General features: G+C 44.6%; 23 protein-coding genes. 5 read left to right on the forward strand and 18 right to left on the reverse strand.

Annotated elements, in window-relative coordinates; translation table 11 throughout:
• Positions 1 to 102: 102 nt before the first annotated feature.
• The 11 genes from pyrF to OCV30_RS10320 all read right to left on the reverse strand — a co-directional run bounded on the left by pyrF (position 103) and on the right by OCV30_RS10320 (position 11,691).
• Complete coding sequence (gene pyrF, locus OCV30_RS10270) at positions 103 to 798, reverse strand: orotidine-5'-phosphate decarboxylase (RefSeq protein WP_009848861.1); 696 nt, start codon at positions 796 to 798, stop codon at positions 103 to 105.
• A gap of 122 nt (positions 799 to 920) precedes the next feature.
• A complete protein-coding gene (gene lapB, locus OCV30_RS10275) occupies positions 921 to 2,096 on the reverse strand; it encodes a lipopolysaccharide assembly protein LapB (protein WP_065679613.1) in 1,176 nt (391 codons plus the stop codon).
• Positions 2,097 to 2,108: 12 nt separating this feature from the next.
• Entirely contained in the window at positions 2,109 to 2,381 is a 273-nt protein-coding gene (locus OCV30_RS10280) for a LapA family protein (RefSeq protein ID WP_012604397.1), read from the reverse strand.
• Positions 2,382 to 2,510: 129 nt separating this feature from the next.
• Positions 2,511 to 2,795, reverse strand: coding sequence for an integration host factor subunit beta (ihfB, locus tag OCV30_RS10285; protein ID WP_010439923.1), 285 nt, complete (start codon positions 2,793 to 2,795; stop codon positions 2,511 to 2,513).
• 121 nt (positions 2,796 to 2,916) lie between these two features.
• A complete protein-coding gene (gene rpsA / locus OCV30_RS10290) occupies positions 2,917 to 4,587 on the reverse strand; it encodes a 30S ribosomal protein S1 (protein ID WP_012604398.1) in 1,671 nt (556 codons plus the stop codon).
• Between the two features lie 106 nt (positions 4,588 to 4,693).
• Complete coding sequence (gene cmk, locus OCV30_RS10295) at positions 4,694 to 5,374, reverse strand: (d)CMP kinase (protein ID WP_017104105.1); 681 nt, start codon at positions 5,372 to 5,374, stop codon at positions 4,694 to 4,696.
• 278 nt (positions 5,375 to 5,652) lie between these two features.
• Complete coding sequence (kdsB, locus tag OCV30_RS10300; RefSeq protein ID WP_009847141.1) at positions 5,653 to 6,399, reverse strand: 3-deoxy-manno-octulosonate cytidylyltransferase; 747 nt, start codon at positions 6,397 to 6,399, stop codon at positions 5,653 to 5,655.
• Complete coding sequence (locus tag OCV30_RS10305; protein ID WP_004736429.1) at positions 6,399 to 6,578, reverse strand: Trm112 family protein; 180 nt, start codon at positions 6,576 to 6,578, stop codon at positions 6,399 to 6,401. Before OCV30_RS10305 ends, kdsB begins: the two co-directional genes overlap by 1 nt.
• On the reverse strand, positions 6,559 to 7,566 hold the full coding sequence (gene lpxK / locus OCV30_RS10310; RefSeq protein WP_065679612.1) for a tetraacyldisaccharide 4'-kinase: 1,008 nt from the start codon (positions 7,564 to 7,566) through the stop codon (positions 6,559 to 6,561). The genes OCV30_RS10305 and lpxK overlap by 20 nt, the downstream gene beginning before the upstream one ends.
• A gap of 14 nt (positions 7,567 to 7,580) precedes the next feature.
• Positions 7,581 to 9,329, reverse strand: a complete 1,749-nt coding sequence (gene msbA, locus OCV30_RS10315) for a lipid A ABC transporter ATP-binding protein/permease MsbA (RefSeq protein ID WP_009847143.1) — start codon at positions 9,327 to 9,329, stop codon at positions 7,581 to 7,583.
• Between the two features lie 31 nt (positions 9,330 to 9,360).
• Positions 9,361 to 11,691: a DNA internalization-related competence protein ComEC/Rec2 gene (locus OCV30_RS10320; protein ID WP_065679611.1), complete on the reverse strand. Its 2,331-nt coding sequence runs from the start codon at positions 11,689 to 11,691 to the stop codon at positions 9,361 to 9,363.
• Between the two features lie 17 nt (positions 11,692 to 11,708).
• On the opposite strand from OCV30_RS10320, the gene OCV30_RS10325 reads away from it, so the two are divergent.
• Positions 11,709 to 12,221, forward strand: a complete 513-nt coding sequence (locus tag OCV30_RS10325) for a DUF2062 domain-containing protein (RefSeq protein ID WP_009847146.1) — start codon at positions 11,709 to 11,711, stop codon at positions 12,219 to 12,221.
• Positions 12,222 to 12,434: 213 nt separating this feature from the next.
• Here the strand turns inward: OCV30_RS10325 and lolE are convergent, their stop codons facing one another.
• From lolE to lolC, 3 genes are read right to left on the reverse strand one after another with little or no spacing between them, the layout of a single operon-like run.
• A complete protein-coding gene (gene lolE / locus OCV30_RS10330) occupies positions 12,435 to 13,679 on the reverse strand; it encodes a lipoprotein-releasing ABC transporter permease subunit LolE (RefSeq protein ID WP_065679610.1) in 1,245 nt (414 codons plus the stop codon).
• On the reverse strand, positions 13,680 to 14,372 hold the full coding sequence (gene lolD / locus OCV30_RS10335; RefSeq protein ID WP_065679609.1) for a lipoprotein-releasing ABC transporter ATP-binding protein LolD: 693 nt from the start codon (positions 14,370 to 14,372) through the stop codon (positions 13,680 to 13,682). It lies immediately after the preceding gene.
• Positions 14,365 to 15,573, reverse strand: coding sequence for a lipoprotein-releasing ABC transporter permease subunit LolC (lolC, locus tag OCV30_RS10340; RefSeq protein WP_065679608.1), 1,209 nt, complete (start codon positions 15,571 to 15,573; stop codon positions 14,365 to 14,367). Before lolC ends, lolD begins: the two co-directional genes overlap by 8 nt.
• 227 nt (positions 15,574 to 15,800) lie before the next feature.
• On the opposite strand from lolC, the gene OCV30_RS10345 reads away from it, so the two are divergent.
• From OCV30_RS10345 to OCV30_RS10360, 4 genes are all read left to right on the forward strand, one after another.
• Positions 15,801 to 16,370: a hypothetical protein gene (locus OCV30_RS10345; protein ID WP_009847150.1), complete on the forward strand. Its 570-nt coding sequence runs from the start codon at positions 15,801 to 15,803 to the stop codon at positions 16,368 to 16,370.
• A 6-nt stretch (positions 16,371 to 16,376) separates the two neighbouring features.
• Positions 16,377 to 19,838, forward strand: a complete 3,462-nt coding sequence (gene mfd, locus OCV30_RS10350; RefSeq protein WP_065679607.1) for a transcription-repair coupling factor — start codon at positions 16,377 to 16,379, stop codon at positions 19,836 to 19,838.
• Between the two features lie 63 nt (positions 19,839 to 19,901).
• A complete protein-coding gene (locus OCV30_RS10355) occupies positions 19,902 to 20,669 on the forward strand; it encodes a peptidoglycan binding protein CsiV (RefSeq protein ID WP_065679606.1) in 768 nt (255 codons plus the stop codon).
• Positions 20,670 to 20,805: 136 nt separating this feature from the next.
• On the forward strand, positions 20,806 to 21,351 hold the full coding sequence (locus tag OCV30_RS10360; RefSeq protein ID WP_012604406.1) for a GNAT family N-acetyltransferase: 546 nt from the start codon (positions 20,806 to 20,808) through the stop codon (positions 21,349 to 21,351).
• 109 nt (positions 21,352 to 21,460) lie between these two features.
• Here the strand turns inward: OCV30_RS10360 and OCV30_RS10365 are convergent, their stop codons facing one another.
• The 4 genes from OCV30_RS10365 to lpoB all read right to left on the reverse strand — a co-directional run bounded on the left by OCV30_RS10365 (position 21,461) and on the right by lpoB (position 25,698).
• Positions 21,461 to 22,750 (reverse strand): NAD(P)/FAD-dependent oxidoreductase, encoded by a 1,290-nt coding sequence (locus OCV30_RS10365; RefSeq protein WP_012604407.1) that lies wholly within the window; start codon positions 22,748 to 22,750, stop codon positions 21,461 to 21,463.
• Positions 22,751 to 23,378: 628 nt separating this feature from the next.
• A complete protein-coding gene (gene ycfP, locus OCV30_RS10370) occupies positions 23,379 to 23,918 on the reverse strand; it encodes an alpha/beta hydrolase YcfP (protein ID WP_012604408.1) in 540 nt (179 codons plus the stop codon).
• 96 nt (positions 23,919 to 24,014) lie between these two features.
• Entirely contained in the window at positions 24,015 to 24,881 is an 867-nt protein-coding gene (locus OCV30_RS10375) for a phosphotransferase (protein WP_017096884.1), read from the reverse strand.
• A gap of 226 nt (positions 24,882 to 25,107) precedes the next feature.
• Entirely contained in the window at positions 25,108 to 25,698 is a 591-nt protein-coding gene (gene lpoB / locus OCV30_RS10380; protein ID WP_009847157.1) for a penicillin-binding protein activator LpoB, read from the reverse strand.
• Positions 25,699 to 25,708 lie beyond the last annotated feature (10 nt).

Consider the following 25,708-nt stretch of genomic DNA (forward strand, 5'->3'; position numbering starts at 1 on the left):
TTTAGAACAAGTCTACTCCAGACAATTCTGTATTTAGTACACCTATAAGAAGGCCAGCAAATTGCTGGCCTTCTTTATTGGAATTACGACTTAATGATAAGCTTAAGCTAGCGTGCCGTTGATTTCAGCAAGTACTGATGCAGGGTCTGCTGCTTGAGTAATTGGACGACCGATAACAAGATAGTCAGAACCTGACTCAATCGCCTTAGAAGGCGTCATGATACGCTTCTGGTCACCAACATCAGCGCCTACAGGACGAATACCTGGAGTTACTAGTTTGAACTCCTGACCAAGTGCACCTTTGAGCAAAGAAGCCTCTTGTGCAGAACATACAACACCGTCTAGGCCTGAGTTTTTAGTCAAAGACGCTAAGCGCATCACTTGTTGCTGTGGCTCTAGATCCAGACCGATACCCGCTAGGTCAGATTGCTCCATACTGGTTAGTACCGTCACACCAATTAACAATGGACGATCTTTACCATATGGTTCCAAAATTTCACGAGAAGCAGTCATCATACGCTCGCCACCACTCGCGTGCACGTTCACCATCCACACGCCCATCTCAGCGGCAGCACGTACCGCTTTTGAACATGTGTTCGGGATATCGTGGAACTTAAGGTCCAAAAACACAGAGAAACCACGTTTATGTAATTCACGAACAAATTCAGGGCCAAACAGAGTAAACATCTCTTTGCCAACTTTTAGGCGGCAAGATGCTGGGTCAATACGATCGACAAAGGCTAACGCATCCGCTTGGTTATCATAATCCAATGCTACAATGATTTTTTGGTCGTTCATTTCATCTCCTAACGCAGTTAACTTTCTACAAAATATTTATACCAATCAGGCCATAAATAACAGTCATAAAAATGCAGCCCGAAAGCTGCAATTAATAATTTGGTCTTAAAATGACCACAAATCTATTCACCATCAAGCCCACGAATAGGCTTGATCGTTCCCCACCCCTTACATGAAGGGCAGTGCCAATACATTGAGTGAGTTGAGAAACCACACTGACGGCATCGGTAATGAGGCTTAACCTTGAGTTGTTCACCAACCATAGATTGAAGCGTTGTTAAGCTGTCTTTGGCTCTACCTTCTTCCGCTTCCTCTAGGTGATAATCAATTAATCGATAAAAACCTTTCATGGTTGGGTTTTTAACAAGCTGCTTTGTCAGTAGCTCTTGAGCAGAGCCAACATCTTCATGGTCGGCAACGAGTTGAGCCAGCATCAACTCAGCGGAAACACCGGCTTTCTTCTGAATACACGCTTTAAGGAACTCGACCAACTGCGCTTCTTGTCCAAGTTTGTGGTAACACTCAGCAAGCGTTGGCAGGACTTCACTAATGAAGTCGATATCTTGCTCGAGAACTGACTCTAAATAAGTAATTGTCTTGTGATAATCTTCATTGGCTAAATGGAATTTCCCTAAAGCAATACTGGCTCGAACGCATTTAGGGTCTTCTGAAAGGGCCTTCTTGAAGTGCTGAAGCGCTTTAGGGCGGTTGCCGTCGGCTTGTTCTTGCATCGCAAGCTCACACCAGAAGTGTGCAACCATCGCACGCGTCTTCATTTTCTTCTTGCTCAGCTTAACTAAGATATTCCCGTAATGAATCGCTTTATTCCACTCACGCGTTTGCTGATAAATGGCAACCAACTGCTGTAAAGCGCCTTCTTTATGATCAGGCTCTTCTACAAGCTGTTCAAAAATTTTCTCTGCGCGATCAAGAAAGCCTGAGACCGTATAGTCTTTAGCTAATTGTTGCAATGCGAGGTTTTTTTGCTCGAGAGTAAGCCCAGACCGAGAGATAAGATTTTGGTGAATACGAATAGCGCGGTCGACTTCGCCTCTTGAGCGGAACAAGTTGCCCAAAGCCAAGTGAGTATCGATGGTTTCATTGTCTACTTGAAGTAACTCAATGAAGTGATCAACCGCTTTGTCAGATTGGTCTGACAGTAATAGGTTCAAACCCGTCACGTATTGGCGGGAGATCTGGTGTGATTGCTTTTGTTTTTCTTGCTGAGCATTACGATTACCCATATACCAACCATAAGCAGCTGCGATGGGCAAAAGTAAGAACAGTAACTCTAACATCAAATATGGCCTTTAAGCTTTAGTTTCAGCAGCGACCTGCTTTGATTGCTTATTGAGTTGCTTCTTCAAGCGATGAATTTTTAGTTGAGATCGCATGTGCATATTTCCAAAGACTAACCAAGCAAGAGCAAAACCTGAAACGAATACAACACCTAGCAAGCTTGAGAGGTGGAAGTCACCTTGCGCTAGCAAATAATTGAAATTCACAATTGTTTGGTTTTGAGAGCCTAAAGCCAGTGCCATTAGGAAAAGTGCGATAACAGCGACTATTTTTATAATTTTCATAGTTCATCACTCATTGATTAGTTAGCTGTACGATTATGCAGGAAAATTACTAATCAGACCACCATATTATGGTCATAAAAAAGCGGCATACATTATAGTATGCCGCTTTTCTTAATTCCGATAAGTAGCCTACAACCCTGAGTTTACTCGTTCGCGTAGCTCTTTACCTGGTTTGAAGTGAGGAACGTATTTACCTTCCAACTCAACCTTGTCACCAGTTTTAGGATTACGTCCAACACGAGGTTCACGGTAATGCAGAGAAAAGCTGCCAAAGCCGCGAATTTCGATTCGATCACCACTTTCTAGTGTTGAAGCCATGTGCTCTAAAATGTCTTTTACAGCGTCTTCAATTTCTTTTGCAGAAAGATGCGTTTGCTCAGCGCACAGTCTTTCAATCAATTCAGACTTAGTCATAGTTACCCTCGTTGGTTTTCTTTTTAGAAATTATAGACCTATAGGAAAAATAAGCAAAAAAAAAGGAGCCTTACGGCTCCTTTCTTGGCTAGATAGCTATAATTCTCTTAACGAGAAGCTATTATTCGCCTTTAGCAGCTTTGAATGCGTCTGCCATTGCGTTACCGAACGCGCCTTCATCAGACTTGTTCAGTGAAGCCATTGCTTCTTGCTCATCAGCTTCATCTTTAGCTTTGATAGATAGGTTGATTACGCGGTTCTTACGGTCTACACCAGTGAACTTCGCTTCAACGCTGTCGCCAACGCTTAGGATTAGAGATGCATCTTCGATACGGTCACGAGAAACTTCAGAAGCACGTAGGTAGCCTTCAACGCCTTCGATTAGCTCGATAGTAGCGCCTTTAGCGTCAACTGCAGTTACAGTACCGTTTACAAGAACACCTTTCTTGTTGTCAGCAACGTATGCGTTGAACGGGTCGTTTTCCATTTGCTTAACGCCAAGAGAAATACGCTCACGCTCTGCATCTACTGCTAGAACAACAGCAGAGATTTCGTCGCCTTTCTTGTATTCACGTACAGCTTCTTCGCCGGCAGCGTTCCAAGAAATGTCAGATAGGTGTACAAGACCGTCGATACCGCCTTCTAGACCGATGAAGATACCAAAGTCAGTGATAGACTTGATCTTACCAGTAACTTTGTCGCCCTTAGCTTGCATTTCTGCAAATGACTGCCATGGGTTAGCTTTACACTGTTTCAGACCTAGAGAGATACGACGACGTTCTTCGTCGATATCAAGAACCATAACCTCAACTTCGTCGCCAACATTAACAACTTTAGAAGGGTGGATGTTCTTGTTAGTCCAATCCATTTCAGAAACGTGTACTAGACCTTCAACGCCTTCTTCAATTTCAACGAAGCAGCCGTAGTCAGTTAGGTTTGTAACACGACCAGAAAGCTTGTGACCTTCTGGGTAACGCTTAGCGATTGCTACCCATGGATCTTCGCCTAGTTGCTTAAGACCTAGTGAAACACGAGTGCGCTCACGATCGAACTTAAGAACTTTAACTAGGATTTCGTCACCAACGTTAACGATCTCTGATGGGTGCTTAACGCGCTTCCAAGCCATATCTGTGATATGTAGAAGACCGTCAACACCGCCAAGATCAACGAATGCACCGTAGTCAGTAAGGTTCTTAACGATACCTTTAACTTCAGTACCTTCTTGTAGAGTTTCAAGAAGTTCGTCACGCTCAACACTGTTTTCAGATTCGATAACAGCACGACGAGAAACAACAACGTTGTTACGCTTCTGGTCTAGCTTGATTACTTTGAACTCTAGCTCTTTGTTTTCTAGGTGAGCAGTGTCACGGATAGGACGTACGTCTACTAGAGAACCTGGAAGGAAAGCACGGATACCGTTAAGTTCAACAGTGAAACCGCCTTTAACTTTACCGTTGATGATACCAACAACAGTTTCAGCTTCTTCGCAAGCTTTCTCAAGTACGATCCAAGCTTCGTGACGCTTAGCTTTCTCACGAGAAAGTTGAGTTTCACCGAAACCATCTTCAACAGCGTCTAGAGCTACGTCTACTTCAGCACCAACTTCAACTTCAAGTTCGCCAGCAGCGTTCTTGAATTGTTCAGCAGGGATAGCAGATTCAGACTTAAGACCAGCGTCTACAAGAACGTAACCGTTCTCGATAGCTACTACAGTACCTTTAACGATGCTGCCTTGTTGGAATTCAGTTTCAGATAGAAACTCTTCAAAGAGTTGAGCAAAAGATTCAGTCATTATTTAATCTTCAATAATTAAACGTCCATGGGTATCCTACCGCATGGGGTTGATAAATTCGCCGGTCATCATCCTTGCGACCAACGCTCGTACTAGCTCGGCGAAATTACCCAGCCAGTTTCGATTCAATATAGTGTAGTGCTTTTTCGACTACCTGCTCAATATTCATTGAGGTGGAATCAAGCACTAGAGCATCCTCTGCAGGGCGAAGTGGCGCCACTGGGCGATTACGATCTCGATCGTCTCGCTCTTGGATCTCGCTCAAAAGGTCGTCAAATTTAACATCTAACCCCTTCTGTTGCAACTGTTTAAGGCGGCGACTCGCGCGCTCTTCAGCACTTGCATCTAAAAATATTTTCGCTTCCGCTTCAGGAAACACAACCGTTCCCATGTCACGACCGTCTGCAACTAAACCAGGAGCTGCGCTAAAAGCACGTTGACGACGTAACAGTGCTTCACGAACGCGAGGTAAAGCAGCGACTTTTGAAGCCGCCATGCCCGTCTCTTCTTTACGAAGTTCACCAGACACATCTTCGCCTTCTAAGATAACCTTCACTAGCTCACCCTCAGCGATAAACTGAACATCTAAGTGAGTTGCAAGCGGTACTAAAGCATCTTCTGATTCAGTATCCACGCCATGGTGAATTGCCGCTAAAGCCAATACGCGATAGATCGCGCCTGAGTCTAGAAGATGAAAGCCTAGCTTATCTGCTAGTAACATACACAGGGTACCTTTACCTGCACCACTTGGTCCATCAACCGTAATCACTGGGCTTTGAGAAGGCATCTTTTACTCCACGTTTTGTCGTAAGTTTTATTCTGTACTAGCGATTCGCCACTACTTTATAGGCGGCATATTATAGAGAAAATTTGCAAGTCGAGCGAGGTAAATCTCAGATAATTCCGGGGTGATGCTACAGAAACCCATGCAACCAACTCAATATCCGTTAACTTAGATAAATAAGGCTGTCACTCGCTTCTCTTTAGGCATAAAAAAGCCTCGCGATAAGCAAGGCTCATGATTTTGCATTTTTGTAGAGCAAAGAAGTAGTCGCTAAAAGACGCTTAGCCAATAATAGCTCGAACCGCTTCTAGGTCTTCTGGCGTATCAACACCAGCTGCAGGTGCTTCTGCCGCAACGTCTACATGGATTTTTTCACCGTACCAAAGTACACGTAGCTGCTCTAGGCACTCAATACGCTCAAGGGTACTTGGTTCCCAATTGATATAGGTATTAATAAAACCCGCACGGTAAGCGTAAATGCCAATGTGACGAAGCAGTGGAGATTCAGCAGCTGTACCATTGTTCGCGTAAGCATCGCGATCCCAAGGAATAGTAGCTCGGCTAAAGTACAGGGCATACCCATCTTTGTCGGTCACAACTTTTACGGCGTTAGGATTAAACACTTCGTCAGCATGAGTAATTTCCACACCGAGTGTTGCCATCGGAGCTGTACTGTTCGCAAGGTTGTTCGCGACCTGATTAATGATCGCAGGTGGGATAAGTGGCTCATCACCTTGAACATTCACGATAATATGATCATCTGGAATCTTCATAACTTCAATCACTTCAGCTAGACGCTCAGTGCCTGATTCATGATTCGGTGATGTCATACAAACGGTCGCGCCAAATGCTTTGGCCGCTTTTTCAACTCGAGCGTCGTCGGTAGCGATAATAACGTTATCGGCACCCGCCTTCATTGACTGTTCGTATACCCATTGAATCATCGGCTTTCCACCAATGTCAGCAAGTGGCTTCCCTGGTAAACGGCTCGATTGGTATCTTGCAGGTATAACAACCGTATAAGACATTACTTACCCTCATCCATTGAAACGGTGCGAGCTTCAGGTTCCAAAAGAACAGGAATACCCTCTTTAATTGGGTAAGCAAGGCGATCAATTTTACAAACAAGCTCTTGCTTATCTTTGTCAAAAGTTAGTTTACCTTTACATACAGGGCAAGCAACGATCTCAAGCAGACGGTGATCCATAGTATTCCATAACCTCTTTTATTCTTTTTAAAATTTGCTGTTGCGAATCTTCATTGAACTGCGCAGAAACTGGAAGATACCACCAGTTGTCTTGAGCATACTCTTCGCATTTTACAGCGTCTTTTTCTGTCATAATCATATTCATACCTTTTTTTGCTAAGGCATGAAGTTCATCTTTATCAAAATCTTGATGGTCGGCGAAGCCTTGCGTATAAACCACATCACCATCAAGATTTTCCAATGTTTTAAAAAAGCGTGGTGGGTGACCGATACCAGCAAAAGCCACCAGCTTTTGTAATTCTGCCACAGACCTTTTCTGACCCGTCTTCAGGTTAACCGCTTGGCTTGGAAGCAAAGACATCGAGAACTCTCGCCCGTGCGCTTCACCGCCATTGTTAACCAAAAAATCCACGGTATCTAAGCGTGAAACAGGCTCTCTTAATGGGCCCAAAGGAATTAGGCACTCACTACCAAAGCGTCTCGCACCGTCGATAACAGCAAATTCAATATCGCGTTCAAGTGCATAATGCTGAAGGCCGTCGTCAGTGATGATGACATTAACCCCTTCGCTCAACAAAGCCTTTACTGCGTTTGCACGCACAGGGTCAACCGCTACAGGCGCACCAGTTCGCTTACGAATCAAACGAGGCTCATCACCAGAGTGCTCTGCTGGCGTGTTTTCATCCAACACTAACGGATAGTTTGGTGCTTTCGCCCCATAACCTCGAGAAACAACACCTGGCTTAAAACCGTGAGCCTGAAGCATCTCTACCAACCAAATCACAACCGGTGTTTTGCCATTGCCGCCAGCGGTAATATTACCAACAACAATCACGGGTACAGGCGGGCGATAGGTCTCTTTTTTCCCCGATAGATAAGCATCACGACGTTGACCGCTGATCATTTTGAACAGCAGACTCAATGGCCACAATAGCGGCCAGAAAAAGTATTTTAATGGGTGATTGTTAAACCAAATTTTTTCGATCACAACAAGACCTAATCTTATCCGCTGAACTGAATTCGGTGTAGTTGTGCATAAGCGCCATCAAGGGCGATGAGCTCGGCATGTGCACCTCTTTCTACAATATGCCCATCATCAACCACTAGAATCTCATCAGCTTGCTCGATAGTAGATAGTCGGTGTGCGATAACAAGTACTGTTTTGTCTTTCTGCAGCTCTTCTAACGCAGATTGAATCGCTCTTTCTGACTCGGTATCCAATGCAGATGTCGCCTCATCAAGGATCAGAACAGGTGCATCTCTCAATAGAGCACGTGCAATCGCGATACGCTGTCTTTGACCGCCAGAAAGGCTCGCGCCATTTTCGCCAACAACCGTATCGATGCCATTTTCCATGCCTTCGATAAACTCACTTGCATGCGCAAGTTTAGCCGCGTGTTCGATCTGTTCACGTGAATACTGTTCTTCAGCTGCGTAAGCGATGTTGTTCGCAACCGTATCGTTAAATAGGTGCACATTCTGGGAAACAAGAGCGAAGTGCTCACGTAGATTTCTTAATTCATAATCACGAATGTCGTGACCATCAAGCTCAATAGAGCCAGAGTCTACGTCATAAAAACGAGTAAACAGGTTCGCAATGGTACTCTTACCCGAACCTGAACGGCCGACAAGTGCGACTGTCTTGCCTTTCGGTATATTAAAACTGACCTTATCAAGTGCTGCTTTCTCTGCACCTTGGTAAGTAAATGTCACATCTTTTACTTCAACTTCACCCGCTACGGTTTCAGGCTTCAACGTACCTTTATTTTGTTCCGTATCTAGATCCATCAAACCAAATAGGGTCGTACTCGCTGCCATACCACGTTGGAATTCAGACGTTACGTTAGTCAGAGCTTTTAGTGGGCGTAGTAAACCAAACATCGCCGAGAACACAACAGTGAACGTACCAGGAGTAAGCTCTGCTTTAATTGAATCAACACTAGCAAGAAATAGAACAACTACGATTGCAAGTGATGCAATCATCTGAATAATTGGGTTAGCGGCCGCTTGAGCAGTGATTAGCTTCATGCTTTGTTGGCGCATTTGGTTACTAACTTGGTCAAAGCGGTGTTTTTCTAGATCTTGTCCGCCATACGTTAGAACGACTTTATGTCCTTTCAGCATTTGTTCTGCAGAAGACGCGACGTGACCCATACTGGTTTGCATGTTCTTAGAGATCTTTCTGAATCGCTTCGATACGATACTTATCGCCCATGCAACAAGAGGGGCGACAGCGAACAACACCAAAGACAACTGCCAACTATTCCAGAACATCAGCGTCAACAGGCCAATAATACTTGCGCCTTCACGGACAATACTGACTAATGCTTTACTGGTTGCCGCAGAGACTTGCTCTGAATCGTAAGTAATTCGAGATAGCAGCGCACCAGTCTGTTCTTTATCAAAAAAAGAAACTGGCATATGCATAAAGTGGCTGAATATTTTACGTCGAATTTCCATGACCACATTGCCTGAAACCCAGCTCAAACAATAGGTTGAAACAAAGCCACTGATGCCACGAACGAACATCATGACAAAGATAATAAGAGGAAGTGTACGTAAAAAGTCAGACTCTGCATTACCAAAGCCTTCATCGAGTAACGGCTTTAGTAAGGAAATCATGTAGGTATCAGTGACAGCATTTATAATAAGCGCAATAACCGCAACACCAAGGCCGGCCTTATATAGTCGAATATAAGTCCAAAGTCTTTTAAATGTGACCCAGGTAGTTTCATCTGTTTGTGTTGACATAGAATCGCTTAATTTTCTCACAATAATCTTCCTATTCTACTCCCTTACGAAGCATCTGCCTATACCACTGTCTGCCTTGTTGTTCTCTAATCTCATGATATTGCCAACCTTCTTGACCAATACTGATGGTTATTTGGCCGCTTTCTCCAGTATCAAGCCAAGCACTCCCTGCGTCGTGATAACGTTCAATTACGGATTCACTCGGCATCCCCCATTGATTGCCTTTGGCCAAAGAAGCGATCGCTAACTGAGGTGAAACGGCCTCAATAAAACGAGCGAGCGAAGACGTATTGCTGCCATGATGCGGAACAAGCATAACGTCACTTCGAAGCCGTTCGCCTTCGCGTGCAAGTAACCACTCACTGACCAATTCAATATCACCAGTAAGTAACATCGAAAAATCTAAATCGGGGTCAAAAAGCCTGACCACGCACGAATGTGGGTTATACGCCCTCTTCACTTGTTTGGGAGGCCACAAGACCTCAAAAGCAACCCCTTGCCAGGTCCATACTTCTCCTAAAGTACATGCTTGAATATTAGACGATTCTTGAATCGTAGATTGTCCTTGTTGACTGATATTCTGACTGGCTCTTACCCACTTAGGGTTGTAATTTTCAAGTAACGACGGATAGCCACCAGCGTGGTCAGAATCGAAATGACTCACTATTACACCCTCCAACTCATGAATTCCCCTCTGATTCAAAGTAGGAATAAGTAAGGATTCGACAATGGAACCTCCTGGCCATGCGTTACCAAGATCGTAAACAACAATCTGATTGTTCTTTTCTAAGAGCAAAGACAACCCGTGGCCAACATCCAAGATATCGATAGTTAGTTTGTCTTGTTGAGGCTTGCCGAACTCCCACCACAGTACAAACACGGTAATAATCAATATAGATAGTGCTCGTTTGAAATATCGACTGACAAAACCGAAAAACAAGATGAGGAATACAGACAACTCAATCATGTGATTATCCACTTGAAACCAAAATCGTTCAGAGAAAGGAAGACTAAATACGAGAGGCTCAAGCGATAAGTCGACCAACATCCATAATTGTTCAGACAAACCATTGTTGAATGTAGTTAAGCCAACGTCACCTGATACTGGCGCCAATATTAAGCTAAAGAACATTGCCAGGAACAATAGTGGGATAACCACCATCGACACCCAAGGTAAAAGGAGCAAGTTGTAGAACACAGAGACTAAGCTGACCCCATTAAAGAACAGCATCGAAAAGGGAGCAATCAGGAATGTCAGCATTAACTGAATCTTGAAGAGCTGCAGTGCTCGGTCGATAAATGTTGAGTTTGAATCGGATGACTGACTATTTAACGCAATGTAAAGAACGGCACCTAACGCACCAAAAGACAACCAGAAGCTACTCGACAATACTGAAAATGGCCAAATTAGCAGAACCACGCACAGACTTAAGGCGACATACCGAAACAAACTGATATTTTGCCCACGCCACAAGAAATAGCTGGCGATAATACACATCACCAAAGCTCTCAAGGTGGGCAGCGTGAACCCAGCAAACCAACTGTAAAAATAGGCTAAGCCGACTCCGAATATTGTGGGCAACCAAAGAAGTGAAGATGATAGTAATCTGAATACCTTTCCTACTTGATAGCCGATAGCAAAGGCAATCCCAATATGCAGCCCCGAAATAGCCATCAAGTGAATCAAACCACTGCTTTTAAGTAAGTCCCAACGCTGAGAGTGAATAAGGTCTCGATAACCAAAACTCAAAGCCATAATGAGGTCTTGATTTGCCAGTTGACTTAACCTTTCAAGACTGTTTTCAAACCAATAGGACCGTAAGTTGCTATTGGTATGAATGCGATACTTTGTATTAGATCTGTAAATTGCATTGGCAACCACACCTGCGCTAAACAGATACTTTTCTAAATCAAAGCCTGCTTCATTGAGTTTGCCCCATACAGGCTTTATATACACAGATAAATTGACATCATCTCCGAGTGTTAACTTAAAAGGAGTAAACAAACGTAATTTTATTAATTGAGGAAAGATTAATTTTTCGCCGCCAATTGATCTAGCTACTATTACGCTTTCAAAACCGTGGCTATTTTCACTAAAAAGGCTAACAACCGAAGCATTTATGGTAGTATTCTGCCCTGATTGAAATAAGCGACTCGTTTGTATTTCAATTACATTCCCTAGGCAGATAACTAGTATCAATGCTGTTGCTAGACCTCTTGCACTCCGGAAAACGCTATACTTTGTTGATGCTAGTAGTAACAACAGCATCAATGGTGCCCAAACCCAATGAGGCATCACAGGCCAGAAGCTGGCAGACACAACTGTCGCAGCAAATGAAATCAAGAACCAAGTGTTAAACAAGAGAGTAGCTTCCTCCTATGCCAAGAAAGTTTATCAAACGATTTATGCCTGACCATGAGCTAATCAAGCGTCAGAAAGCATTGAAAGTTTTTGGCAATGTTTTGTACAACCCCAACTTATGGTGTCTTAATCGTCGCTCTGCGGCTGGCGCATTCGCTGTTGGGTTATTCATGGCGTTTGTCCCTCTACCAAGCCAAATGATTATGTCTGCAGGCCTTGCTGTCGCATGTGGCGTTAACCTACCTTTGGCTGTCGCACTTGTTTGGATCAGTAACCCGGTCACTATGCCCGTTCTCTTCTACTTTGCTTATAAAGTCGGGGCGTTTGTTATGCATGTACCACCTCAAGCCTTCCATTTCGAATTGTCTTGGGACTTCATCTTGGCGCAAATGAATACAATCGGGCCTCCTTTCTTACTGGGTTGCCTGATTTGTGGCGTGGTTTCAGCAATGATTGGCTACTTTGGTATTCGCGGGTTATGGCGTTACTCAGTAGTAAGAAGTTGGAAGAAGCGTCAAGCAAGGTACTGACAACTTTTCCTTGTCGTTCAATCTATCCTTGTATGCGCTTCACTTAAACCGCACACAAGTTAAAGTCAGATGAACCGCAGAACTCTGCAATATTGGGATGTAACCACAGTCGTAAAGAATGCAGATTGAATTCAAAAACAAAGGATCCCATCAGGGATCCTTTTTTGTGTATGCCATTTGTCTATCATGCTACATGAAGTATTACTAAGCGCATTACTTCGAGCTAAGCACCGAGGCAGGGTTTAACTTGGCTGCTCGTGATGCTGGGTACCATGTCGCCAATAGGCTCAATACAATCGCTGTACCTGAAACCACAACAACATCCGTCATATCGAGTTGTGATGGCAAGAAGTCGACAAAATAGATGTCACCGGACAAGAACTGGTGATCAACTAGCCTTTCAAGCCCTTTGATAAGTGTCGTGAGATTAAGCGCCACTAACACGCCTATTACACTGCCCACCAAACTACCTAACACACCGGAGAATACGCCCTGCCAAACGAAAATGCGTTTCACAAGGCCGTCCGATGCGCCCATGGTTCTTAAAATCGCGATCTCTGATGCTCTGTCTTTTACTGCCATCATTAATGTCGAGACAATATTGAAACAAGCAACACCAATAACCAGTACCATCACCAGATACATAATGGTGCGAACCAACTGAATATCTCGATACAAGAAGCCAAACTTCTGTTGCCAGCTTCGTAGATACACATAAACATCAAGCTGGTTACCCACCTCACGCACAATAGAGTTCGCGTTCAGAACATCGGTCACTTTTAAAGAAACCCCTGTCACGGCCTCGCCTAAGTTTGCGTAAACTTGCGCATCGCCGATCGGGATCAAAGCTAAGCTGTGGTCAATTTGGCCATTAAGCGTCAGCAAGCCAACCACTTTGACTCGAACACGTTTAGGTGCTTGAACCTTAACCGACCCATTCACCGTCGGGATCATCAGAGTCAGGTAATCACCGACTTTCGCGCCAAGTACATTGGCCACGCCAGAGCCCAAAATGATTTGTTGTTGCCCTGCCTTAAAATCGCTCCAAGCTTGCTTATCGATAAAACTCGATAGGCTCGATACTTGTTGCTCAAGTTGTGGGTCAACACCGCGAACTTCAATTGCTTTCAACTCTTTGCCTTTTTCGGCAAGCGCGGTAATTTTCACATAAGGCGCAGCAGCAACGACTTTATCGTGCTTTACCGACTCCTCAATCACATGCTCCCAGCGAGTTACTGGTTTATTCACGCCCTCAAACTCACCGTGAGGAATGACAGAAAGTACTCGTGATTGAAGCTCTCGCTCAAAGCCATTCATCGCAGACAAACCAATGATGATTACCGCGACACCAACAGCAATACCAATTGTCGAAGACAAGGAGATGAACGACACCATTTTGTCTCGTTGTTTCGCCCGGCTAAATCGGCCGCCTATCAATAGAGATAAAGAAGAAAACACTTAGCTCACCTCTTTTTCTACGTTGACCAGTAAGCCATCTTGCATGTGAAGTTGGCGATCCATCTTACCGGCAAGTTCACCATCGTGAGTCACAACCAAAAAGGCAGTATCGTACTCACGGTTCAGTTCGCGCATTAAGTCGTAAATAGAAAGTGCTGTGTTGTGGTCTAGGTTACCAGTCGGCTCATCCGCCAACACTAGCGCAGGCTTGTTCACCAATGCACGAGCAATTGCCACTCGTTGCCTCTCACCACCTGAAAGTTCTGAAGGTCGGTGGTCAACACGATGACTTAGCCCCACTTTATCAAGTAGCAACTGTGCTTCTTGTTTAGCTTTCGCTGGCTTCTCTCCACCTATCAACAACGGCATTGCTACGTTTTCTAACGCTGAGAAATCAGAAAGAAGATGATGGAATTGATACACAAAGCCAAGATGCTGGTTGCGAAGCTTAGCCTGCTTATTCGAACTCAAAGACGCTAAGTCTTGTCCGAGAAAGCTGACACTACCATCAGAAGCATCATCCAACGCCCCTAAAATATGCAATAGCGTACTTTTACCTGAACCGGATGTACCAATGATTGCGACTAGCTCACCCTTTTCTATTTCGAAGCTGACGCCCTTGAGAACCTCAGTATCTAACGAGCCTTCACGGTACGTTTTACGGATATCATTACATTGAAGAAAATTACTCATAACGAAGGGCCTCAGCAGGTTTCACAGACGATGCACGATAAGAAGGGAAGACAGTGGCAATCAAGCTAAGTGCAATAGCCAGAATCACAACAACGGCGATTTGAATTGGGTTAATTAAAATTGGCAACTGTCCACCAAATGAAAACAGAGCAACACCCATCGCCTCTAAAATAGTATTGAGGTTCGAAGCTAAAATCACGCCCAGGATGCCACCAGATAATGCGCCGATCACACCACTGCTTGCACCTTGAACCATAAAGATACCCATGACTTGACCATCACGCATACCTTGGGTTTTTAAGATGGCGACTTCGGACTGTTTCTCCATCACCACCATAATAAGCGCAGAAATAATATTAAACGCAGCAACACCAATGATCAGCCCAAGCATCAAGCCCATCATGTTTTTTTCCATTCGAACGGCTTGGAATAGCTCGCCACGTTGGTCTCGCCAATCGCTCCACACCCAACCTTCCGGTAGCGGTTGGTTTGATAGTTCTGCCACTTCAAATGGGTCATCAAAAAACAGTCGCCAGCCTGAAATGGTGTCTGATTTATAGCGCATCAAACGCCCAGCATCGTTGATATCTGTCACCATCAATTGAGCATCGATATCCGAACCCGTGTTAAAAATCCCAGCTACGGTAAAATTTCGCTGGCTTGGAATACGTCCTAACGGCGTGTATTGGCTGGCACTGGTCACCATTAAGCGAACTTTGTCGCCCATAGACACTTTCAAGTTTCTTGCCAAGGTATGACCAAGGAAAAGCTGATACTGACCCGCTTTGAGTGAAGACAGTCTGCCAGCAATTAAATGATTCTGAAGAGGGTCATCTGAATTTGGCTCAATACCGATTAACAAGCCCGCAGATAACTGAGCAGGACTTTGGATCACCGCTTCACTACGAACAATAGGTTCTACGTGGCCATTGAGCGACATTTTCTCCGCAAAGCTAGGTGCTTGAGCAGAAAGTGACGTTGTGCCTCCTTGCTCGTAAACGACGGCTTGAGGAAGGACACCAAGAATTCGGTCTTTTAACTGCGCTTCGAATCCATTCATTACCGACAAAACAGTAACCAGAGACAGCACGCCAATGGTAATTCCGGCTGTCGACATATAAGAAACAAAACGGCTAAAGCGATCACCTGAACGGCCTTTCAAATAACGCAGGCCAACAAACAATGAAATAGGATGAAACATACTTTGAACCATCTAAAGGAGATGCGGGTTAATGTAACGGGTATTGCCGTTACTGTGTAGGGGTTAATTGAAAATATAGAGTGAATTAACTCAATTAGTTAGGCTTGAAAAACAGAACCTTGTCAAATAGCTAACTTTCAAACAACTATTTGAGACTTTCAATTAACTGACCTTGATTACTGCGGCCACATAGCGATAATCAATAGATCACTTCAAGGAACTAACGCATGACAGAACAAGAGTTTTTTACCGTTCACCACAGCCTTACCGCTAATATTGAGCCAATGGACAGTAACTTCGCTTTACCTTCTCAGATTCAGTTCGAATCGGAGATCCCTGCCCCTTTTGTTGTGGCAAGTGAGTTTAGCCAATTGGACCTGTTAGCCGACAGTGCTCGCAACGAACTGAAAAACAGCGACTTGAAGAATGTCATCAGTTTATTGGATGCACAGAACTCTAAATTAAACCTCTTGTTGAGCTTTATGTTATCGCAACAAGATGATGAACAATTTCGTACCCATACGTATTCATTTGGCGCGAGTCAGTTCTCGTGTTTTTCCAAAACAGATATCGAAGCGGGTCGCTTAGTTAAAGCCAAGCTCTTTATCGAGCACCCTGCCGCCGCTATCTATTGCTACGCGGAGGTCTTCGCTAGCGAACCTAAAGATTCAGGCTTCGAAATCAAATTCAAATATGCTCATCTTCGTGATACTGACCAAGACTTGTTGATCAAGGCTGCGCTCCATCAACAACAAAAGCTCTTACGTCAACGCTCTCTAGAACGAGATAACAAGTAAATAGACATGACAAAACAATCCATTTTCACACTACCTAAGCTCAAAGGTGCCGGTGATAAAAAGCACATCGGCAACCTAGTTGGTTCATCTCTCGCGCTTACTATAGCTAAACTAGCGGAGCAGCATAACAGCCATACTTTACTTGCAGTGCCTGATCCTCAGATCGCACTCAAGCTTCAATCTGAAATTGAACAGTTTACGGCACATGAAGTTGCGTTATTTCCTGACTGGGAAACGCTGCCATACGATAGCTTTTCGCCGCACCAAGAGATCATCTCAGATCGTATCGCACGCCTTTACGCACTGCCAACGCTAAAAGATGGCATCACGATCGTTCCGATCAGCACATTATTGCAACGCCAGTCACCGCGCGACTTCTTACTACAACACACGTTAATGGTGAAAACAGGCGATCTCTATTCACTAGAGAAATTACGTCTGCAACTCGAAAAGTCGGGCTATCGCTATGTTGACCAAGTGTTTGGCCCAGGTGAATACGCAAGCCGTGGTTCTATTCTCGACCTGTTCCCAATGGGCAGCAAAGACCCGTATCGTATCGACTTCTTCGATGACGAGATCGACACGATCCGTACTTTCGATCCTGAAAACCAGCGCTCTATCGAAGACATCTCTGAGATTCGACTGCTGCCTGCTCACGAATTCCCAACCTCGGAAACAGCGATTGAAGAGTTCCGTATTCGTTGGCGCCAACAGTTTGATGCGCGCCGTGAACCAGAATCGGTTTATATGCAGGTTTCCAAAGGCACGTGGCCTGCTGGTATTGAATATTGGCAACCGCTGTTCTTCGAGCACACCGAAACCTTGTTTGATTATGTTGCCGATGAAGCACAACTCCTGATTCTAGGTGATGTCGAGACTGCAGTAGATTCGTTCCTAACCGACGTTTCTCACCGATACGAGCAACGTGGCGTTGATCCACTACGACCACTGCTGACACCTGAGCAACTTTGGTTGAAGAAAGACGAGCTGTTCGCACACTTCAAACAGAAGCCACAGGTCAACCTAAGCTTAGACACGATTGAGGAAAAAGCTGGGCGTACAAACCTTCCGGTTATGCCTCTGCCTGATCTCAGCGTTCAACATCAGAATAAAGAACCGTTGTCTAACTTAAGAAAGTTCACTGAAGCCTTCGATGGCAAGGTTGTTTTTTCGGTTGAGTCTGAAGGCCGCCGTGAAGCTCTAAGTGAATTGCTTCGAGGCATCAAAGTACGACCAAGTGAAGTTGAAAACCTCGACGCGGCAATTAAAGGTAAAGATAAGTTCACCCTGATCCTAGGTTCTGCTGAGCATGGCTTTATCCACGAAGAGCAAAACATCGCCCTTATCTGTGAAAGTGTTCTCTTGGGCGATCGCGTTGTTCAGCGTCGTAAAAAAGATAAGAAAAGCGTAAACAGCGACACCGTAATCCGTCACCTTGCCGAGCTTAAACCAGGTCAACCTGTTGTTCACATTGACCACGGTATTGGTCGCTACATCGGCCTGCAAACCCTAGAAGCGGGTGGTATGAAAACCGAATACGTAACACTTGAGTATCAAAACGATGCCAAGCTCTACGTACCAGTTGCATCTCTGAACTTAATTGGCCGCTACTCTGGTGGCGCTGAAGATTCCGCACCGCTACACAAACTTGGCGGTGAAGCATGGCAGAAAGCTCGTAAGCGCGCCGCAGAGAAAGTCCGTGACGTTGCAGCCGAACTGCTTGATGTTTACGCCAAGCGTGAGCTTAAGCCGGGTTACAAATTTGTGCTCGACCGTGGTCAGTACGCAACCTTCAAATCTGGCTTCCCGTTTGAAGAAACCGATGACCAAGCGATGGCAATTAATGCGGTAATGTCTGATATGTGCCAAGCAAAAGCTATGGACCGCTTGGTGTGTGGTGATGTTGGTTTTGGTAAAACAGAAGTCGCAATGCGTGCCGCGTTCGTGTGTACCGATAACAGTAAACAAGTGGCCGTGTTAGTTCCTACTACCCTGCTTGCTCAGCAACACTTTGAAAACTTCCGCGACCGTTTCGCCAACTTGCCGATTCGTGTCGAAGTTCTGTCTCGATTCAAATCAGCCAAAGAACAGAAATCGATCATGCAAGATGTCGCCGACGGTAAGGTCGATATCTTGGTGGGTACTCACAAGTTACTTTCAAGTGACCTTCAGTTTAAAGACCTTGGCCTGTTGGTTGTCGATGAAGAACACCGCTTTGGAGTACGTCAGAAAGAAAAAGTGAAAGCAATGCGTGCGGATGTCGATATCCTAACGCTCACCGCAACGCCAATTCCACGTACATTGAACATGGCAATGAGCGGCATGCGTGACTTGTCAATCATCGCAACACCACCAGCACGACGCTTAGCAATAAAGACCTTTGTCCGTGAGAGTGATGACGCGATCGTCAGAGAAGCGGTACTTCGTGAAATCATGCGTGGTGGTCAAGTTTACTTCTTACACAACCAAGTCGACACGATTGAAAAGACGGCCGAGTCACTACAGAAACTGATTCCAGAAGCGCGTGTCACCGTGGCTCATGGCCAGATGCGAGAGCGCGAACTAGAACGCATCATGAATGACTTCTACCACCAGCGTTTTAACTTGCTAGTGTGTACAACCATCATCGAAACCGGTATCGACGTACCAACAGCCAATACCATCTTAATGGACAGAGCCGATAACCTTGGTTTAGCACAGTTGCACCAATTGCGTGGGCGTGTGGGTCGATCTCACCACCAAGCCTATGCCTATCTGCTAACACCTCCCCCGAAAGCAATGACCAAAGATGCGGTTAAGCGATTAGATGCCATAGCTTCACTTGAAGACTTAGGTGCAGGCTTTACACTAGCAACCCATGACTTAGAGATTCGTGGCGCGGGTGAGCTGTTAGGTGATGAACAGAGTGGTCAAATTCAATCGGTTGGTTTCACCTTGTATATGGAGATGCTTGAACAAGCAGTTGAAGCATTGAAAGAGGGGCGAGAGCCATCACTTGATGACCTACTGCGTGAACAAACTGAAATTGAGATGCGCCTGCCTGCGCTATTGCCTGATGACTACATCCCAGACATCAATACACGTTTGTCTACTTATAAGCGTATTGCGAGTGTGAGTGACACCGACGAATTGGCAGAGTTGAAAGTCGAGCTGATTGATCGCTTCGGCCTTCTGCCGGATGCTACCAAGAACTTGTTGTCAGTTTCAGAGCTAAAATTAGCCGCGGCGTCTATCAAAGCGAAGAAAATTGAGGCTCATGATAAAGGTGGATTCTTAGAATTCTACCCGGATGCTGACATAAACCCGACCTACCTTGTTAAACTGTTGCAATCTCAACCGCAAAAGTTTTCAATGGAAGGACCAACAAAGTTCAAGTTTACGATACCATTGGTCGACAGACGGAAACGAATTCAATTTGTTAGTGATTTATTGGGCGAATTCAGACAGAACTTGCTTCCTTCGGCATAAGACCCAATCCACTTGCACATATAAATTATCCAGCCGGTAGTTCGGCTGGAAGACGGAGTAAAAATGAAAAGACTGATCCCACTGCTACTATTGTTCGTCTCACTGCCAAGTTTGGCGCAGAGACAATTTGATATAGAAGTGATCATTTTTAAGCGTGCTGTTGATGCAGAAAAAGTGAATGAATCTTGGCCAAACACACAGCCTCAGATTTCACTTGAGCGCGTAGGTTCATTTCAAGATACCCAATACCGAGCGAAGAAAGGCGTGCAGATGCTGCCTTACTCGGAATACAAGTTAACACCTCAGAAAGACAAGCTACGCAAACACGCAGGCTTTGAAGTTCTGATGCATACCGCTTGGCGTCAAGGCGACCAAGGCAAAAGCTCGGCACCGGTTTTCCACATTCAAGCCGGTAAAGACTTCTCCAAACAGTTTAATGCCGACGGTTCTGAGAAAGGTGTAGTAACAGCAGTAAATACTGATGGTTTTCAAGAAGAGACTATCGATAAGCCGCTTTACGAGTTAGACGGCAAGCTGCAAATCTACGTTCAGCACTATCTATACGCTGAAACGACATTGGATTTGAAAGCGCCGAGCGTTCGTGAAGTGACTCTACAAGAGCAACAAATCGAGCTAGATTCACCTGTAAGTGGTACAGAAAGTAACGTGCAAGTGGGTAATCTAACGGAGATTTCTCCGACGGTTGAAGTCCAAGAGTTTCTTAAGAGCTACCGCATGGACCAAAAACGTCGTATGCGCAGTACAGAAACTCACTACCTTGACCACCCACTTCTTGGAATGGTTATTCAAGTTCGACGCGTGGCGCAGTAAGTTACTTGCCGATTCGGCTATAATTATATAAGTAATTCAATCCGCCCTCCTAGTGAGGGCGTTTTATTAAGTGCTATCTATCTTTATTCTGCACTGAATCCTTTGTTCAGTACTTACATGTAATTCGGTATTTCTTATGAGCCCTGACTTTCAGATAAATACTCAACACCTCAACCTAAAAATCATTGAAGCCTCAGACGCTCAAGAGTTTTCGCAGCTGGTTAAATCCTCCCCGAGTTTATTGCCATGGCTCGACTGGTGCCACGACGAGTTTTCGACCGTCGAGGCCGAGAGATTCATTCTTGCGACTCGCTTAAACTGGGTTAAAGCCGATGCGTTTGGCTTTGGTATCTTCGAACGAAAAAGCGAAAAGTTAGTCGGCATGGTGGCCATAAATGAGCTTTACCACACCTTTAATATGGCAAGTTTAGGTTATTGGGTGGGTGATCAATTTCAGAGAAAAGGGATAGCGAAAGAAGCAATGCTTGCCCTATTTGAATTTTGCTTCGCAATGCTCAAGTTGACGCGTTTGGAGATTGTCTGCGATACAGAGAACCTACCCAGCCAAAAGCTGATCGAGAAATGTGGCGCTGAACGTGAAGCCATTGCAAAGAATCGCTTTATCTTTAACGGTAAACCGAAAGATGGCGTGGTTTATTCTGTGTTACCTCCATTATCTTAATCGCTTAATAGAGTAACAATTCGAAATAACACGTACTCGACACGATCGAAAAAGAGCTCCGAAGAGCTCTTTTTATTATCAGCGTAATGACCTTAGAAGGCTTACCTGATTAGTGAAGCTTTAGGTTTGGACGAAGGACACGGTTAATACGACCAACCAACATCATCAGTGATGTTTTGATTAAGCCATGAAGTGCCATCTGATGCATGCGGTACAAAGAGATGTAAACCACACGAGCAATACGTCCCTCAACCATCATCGAACCTTTAGTCAGGTTACCCATCAAGCTACCTACTGTAGAAAAACGGCTTAGTGAAACCAGTGAGCCTTTATCTTTGTAGATGTAGTCTTTCAGGTCACGGCCGTTCAGCTTAGCAATGATGTTGCTAAATGCGCAGCTTGCCATTTGGTGAGCCGCTTGCGCACGTGGTGGAACAAACGAACCATCCGCTTGTGTACATTGCGCCAAATCACCGATAGCAAAGATGTTGTCATCAAGCGTAGTTTGCAGCGTGTTTTTGACAACCAACTGGTTGATACGGTTCGTCTCAAGACCACCGATATCTTTCATGAAATCTGGCGCTTTAATACCCGCAGCCCATACCATGATCTGTGCTGGGATCTTCTCACCATCTTTGGTCGTTAGACCGTCAGCATCAGCTTGTGTAACCATTGTCGTTGTACGCACGTTGACGCCAAGCTTAGTTAGCTCAGAATGTGCTGCGCTGGAAATACGAGGAGGAAGAGCAGGAAGAATACGCTCACCCGCTTCAACAAGGTTAACGTTCAGCTTGCTTGAATCTAGGTCGCCAAAACCGTATGTACGAAGCTCTTTCACTGCGTTGTGCAGTTCTGCAGAAAGCTCAACACCTGTCGCGCCAGCACCAACAATCGCGATGTCTACTGTACCTTGACCATTCTTAGCGTGCAGCTTTAAGAACTGGTTGTTCATTTCTGTACGGAAACGGTGTGCTTGCTCTGGGCTATCAAGGAAAATACAGTTGTCACGAACACCTGGGGTATTGAAGTCGTTTGACGTTGAACCTAACGCCATCACAAGAATGTCGTATTCAAGTTCACGGCCTGGCATCAGCAACTCACCGTGCTCATCAGTCAACTCGCTCAACGCAATTACTTTACGTTCACGATCGATATCGTTCAGGCTGCCCATTTGGAAATCAAAGCAATGGTTTTTTGCGTGTGCGCGGTAGCTTAGCGCGTCAACACCTTCATCCAATGAGCCAGTAGCTACTTCATGAAGCAATGGTTTCCATAGGTGGCTTGCTTTACGGTCTACCAGAGTAATCTGGGCACGTTTCTTACGACCTAAAGTGCGGCCTAGCTTAGTTGCTAGTTCTAAACCACCAGCACCGCCGCCTACTACGATAATTTTTGTCACAATGACAATCCTCTACAAAATGAATAAATGGGGTTCGGCTCGATTACTCCAACCGATAAATTCTATGTATCTACTCGGCCTTAATTCCAAAGGCTGTGGCTTATTTGATGACTGTGATAATAAGTAACAACAGCTCACTGAGTAGTTAGAGGGATTACAAGCAACAAACATTGGTTTGTCACTTTGCTCACGTGGATGAAAAAGGTGTCTACCTGAGAGGCAGAGCACAAATTATGGGCAAGTTTTATCACTCGCTCTCAATTTTTTTTGACATTTATCAAAATATTTTGCTTTAGAACATTATATATAGCAAAAAGATGACCGCAACAAAAATCCTTACCCACAATGAGGATTCGTGACTGATTAGTTAACGTTTGCGCAAACTCATCGATAAAATCTATATGACTAGGGCGCATTGACCTTTCACGGTTGAATTTCGTTCGATATGAAAGCATTTTAATCACGGCAAGGAGGGAAGTAGCCTAGTCATTCTAAGCAAATCTCCCTCAACAAAGAGTAAAACGCTTTTTACGGGATCGCTCAGCTCGAACCCTTCGGGCAGCGTTTGCTAATTTGGATAAAAAAACAGCACTCAATTGAGTGCTATTTTATAAAATGACGGTAATCCTTAAGCGTTTTTAAACGCCTTCATTGCCTGTAAGTGTTGAGAGATCTTTTTGAACTTATGACTCTCTTTTTCGTCCCAGACAACTTCGTAGTAATCTTCTAGAGCAGAAGCTGTTTTCGTATTGTCGTGAATTTCATCTTCACGAGAAAGCACCACTAAACAGCGTCCTTTGTTCTTCATACGATACTGAGCGACACACTTAGTCGCGATGTCTTCGTACTCTTCTGGGCGATCAATTCGACCTACCATGTTGTTCTCAGGGTGCAGATTAGGGTTGAACACCACCTGCTTAATCCCACATAAGAAACCAATACGCTCAGACCAAAAACCACCCAAACCTACACCACAAATGATTGGATGTGGATCATCGGATTGCTCTATCACTTTATGCACTTCTTTTAGCAAATGCTGCATATCGTGTTTTGGATGCAAAGTACTGTAGTTGATGAAACGAACGTCATCATCAATGAATTGCAACTGCAGTATTTTTTCGTGATTGCCCGGGCTTGTTGAGTCGAAGCCGTGTAGATAGATAATCATTGTACCTCCCCCATTGAATATTGGTACGTTTTGATCAATCTAACACGAAAAACAAGGTTTTAAAGGGAAGACCCCTGAAATTATATTTTTCACTTCCTAAACGTGATCATAGCTACATAAAGTGTGACTAAGAGCCTCTGCTTCACGCAGATAACTGTCATCGCCCCATAGCTGATGAGCAAGTAAATACCACAGCATTGCCATCATTTGGCTTCTTGGTAACCAGGCTTCTACTCCGTCAAGCCACGATTGGGGATCATGGATACCTCTTAGCTGACAGTACTTATTAACAGCTTCTGTAACTGGTAATCGGGCAACAGCAATAGTCAGCGTAAGATCAAGCCTTGGGTCTGCTAGCGCTGCGTATTCCCAGTCAATGATCTTAATCCCATCTTGATTCTTCACAAGGTTATAGCCACCGAGATCAAAATGACACAAAGACAGGCCTACACTTGGGATACTTGGAGCCACGCGCCACTCTTGATAAATCTTAGTGCAGGTTTCAGTCTTATGAACCGCATCAAGCTGAAGCCAGTAGTGGTCAACTCGAGCCGTATAACTGAACGGTTGGAGCGGCAGTCGCGCAGTATTAACCAAATGCACCGAGATCAGCGTCTTCAGTAAATCATCCTGCTCGAGTCCTTCGTACAACGTCTCACCCGCGATCCATTCAACCAATAAGCCTTGCTCATTGACCACTATCGGACTTGGGCCGATATCTAGGCGCTCAATAGCAGACAGTACTTGATACTCTTCATGGCGAGAGATGAAGAACGCTTTGGTGATGGGGGTAATTGGACGCCAAACATACGCGGTGCCATCGGCTAAAACCAATTTCCAACATCGATTAGTCAACCCACCTGTCAGTGTCTGTGCTCTGATTGGAGGCTCAGAAAAGTAGCCATCAAGAGAACTCAAACTGGTATCAAGAAGCTTTGCTTCAGACCAAGAAAAAATCGCCATATTTACTCCCTATAAACGTCTTAACTGCCCTATAAACGTCTTAATTTCCCTACAAAAAAGGCACTGACCAAAAGCCAGTGCCTCTTCATTAATACCAATCACAGCAAATAACATGTATTGCGTTGAGGCATGACTAAGCCAAGTTGATAGCACACTAAACCATTTAAGAAGCTCAATAAGCTAAATTAAAAACCCAGTAAGCTAATTAGAAGCCAAGTAAACTTAATTAAAAGCCCAGCAAGCTCTTAGATTGTTGCTTACGGATTTCAGTTTCGTCAGCCCATTCAATCAAGCCAGACTCAAGATCCATTAGGCGCATGGTCATTTTGTAGTATACGTCTTCGTCGCTGCCCGCTTTCTTAACGATGCTTGATAGGTTGCCGTACAACATGTACTGAGCACCAACCATTTTACCAAATTGGATTGCTGAGCTTTGATTTACAAGCTCATCGTTATTTTGGAAATTCAATTGTTCACGAACAGACTCTACACGGTCCATATCAACGAAACGGAACTTACCAGAGTTCAGCATTTTAGTACTGATGGTATCAGTGATTGACTCAGTATCGATGTGCTCACTTGTTTTGTTCTTGATTCGCTCTACGAACACGATTGGACGTTGCTCACGAGTAATGTAAGACACAGAACCAGACGCCATCATGCTATCGACCATTTCGCCCGCAATCGTTTGAAGGTCAGTTGAACCGAAATCGATTGTCGTGGTTTCTACTGATTGTGCATCACCGTAGCTTACCTTGTTTGAACAACCGCCTAAAATAACCGCTAAACCTAGTAGCGCAATGACACTCTTTTTCATTTTGTTTCCT

It is taken from the genome of Vibrio atlanticus (assembly GCF_024347315.1).
In the GTDB taxonomy this organism is placed as follows: domain Bacteria; phylum Pseudomonadota; class Gammaproteobacteria; order Enterobacterales; family Vibrionaceae; genus Vibrio; species Vibrio atlanticus.

Bases quoted from the DNA above. Each gene is read 5' to 3' on its own strand.
- ihfB (WP_010439923.1), bottom strand. From the start codon at position 2,795: ATGACTAAGTCTGAATTGATTGAAAGACTGTGCGCTGAGCAAACGCAT.
- OCV30_RS10305 (WP_004736429.1), bottom strand. From the start codon at position 6,578: ATGGATCACCGTCTGCTTGAGATCGTTGCTTGCCCTGTATGTAAAGGT.
- OCV30_RS10345 (WP_009847150.1), top strand. From the start codon at position 15,801: ATGACAGAACAAGAGTTTTTTACCGTTCACCACAGCCTTACCGCTAAT.
- OCV30_RS10360 (WP_012604406.1), top strand. From the start codon at position 20,806: ATGAGCCCTGACTTTCAGATAAATACTCAACACCTCAACCTAAAAATC.
- cmk (WP_017104105.1), bottom strand. From the start codon at position 5,374: ATGCCTTCTCAAAGCCCAGTGATTACGGTTGATGGACCAAGTGGTGCA.
- OCV30_RS10375 (WP_017096884.1), bottom strand. From the start codon at position 24,881: ATGGCGATTTTTTCTTGGTCTGAAGCAAAGCTTCTTGATACCAGTTTG.
- lolC (WP_065679608.1), bottom strand. From the start codon at position 15,573: ATGTTTCATCCTATTTCATTGTTTGTTGGCCTGCGTTATTTGAAAGGC.
- OCV30_RS10355 (WP_065679606.1), top strand. From the start codon at position 19,902: ATGAAAAGACTGATCCCACTGCTACTATTGTTCGTCTCACTGCCAAGT.
- lolD (WP_065679609.1), bottom strand. From the start codon at position 14,372: ATGAGTAATTTTCTTCAATGTAATGATATCCGTAAAACGTACCGTGAA.
- mfd (WP_065679607.1), top strand. From the start codon at position 16,377: ATGACAAAACAATCCATTTTCACACTACCTAAGCTCAAAGGTGCCGGT.
- ycfP (WP_012604408.1), bottom strand. From the start codon at position 23,918: ATGATTATCTATCTACACGGCTTCGACTCAACAAGCCCGGGCAATCAC.
- msbA (WP_009847143.1), bottom strand. From the start codon at position 9,329: ATGTCAACACAAACAGATGAAACTACCTGGGTCACATTTAAAAGACTT.
- kdsB (WP_009847141.1), bottom strand. From the start codon at position 6,399: ATGTCTTATACGGTTGTTATACCTGCAAGATACCAATCGAGCCGTTTA.
- OCV30_RS10280 (WP_012604397.1), bottom strand. From the start codon at position 2,381: ATGAAAATTATAAAAATAGTCGCTGTTATCGCACTTTTCCTAATGGCA.
- pyrF (WP_009848861.1), bottom strand. From the start codon at position 798: ATGAACGACCAAAAAATCATTGTAGCATTGGATTATGATAACCAAGCG.
- rpsA (WP_012604398.1), bottom strand. From the start codon at position 4,587: ATGACTGAATCTTTTGCTCAACTCTTTGAAGAGTTTCTATCTGAAACT.
- lpoB (WP_009847157.1), bottom strand. From the start codon at position 25,698: ATGAAAAAGAGTGTCATTGCGCTACTAGGTTTAGCGGTTATTTTAGGC.
- OCV30_RS10325 (WP_009847146.1), top strand. From the start codon at position 11,709: ATGCCAAGAAAGTTTATCAAACGATTTATGCCTGACCATGAGCTAATC.
- lapB (WP_065679613.1), bottom strand. From the start codon at position 2,096: ATGTTAGAGTTACTGTTCTTACTTTTGCCCATCGCAGCTGCTTATGGT.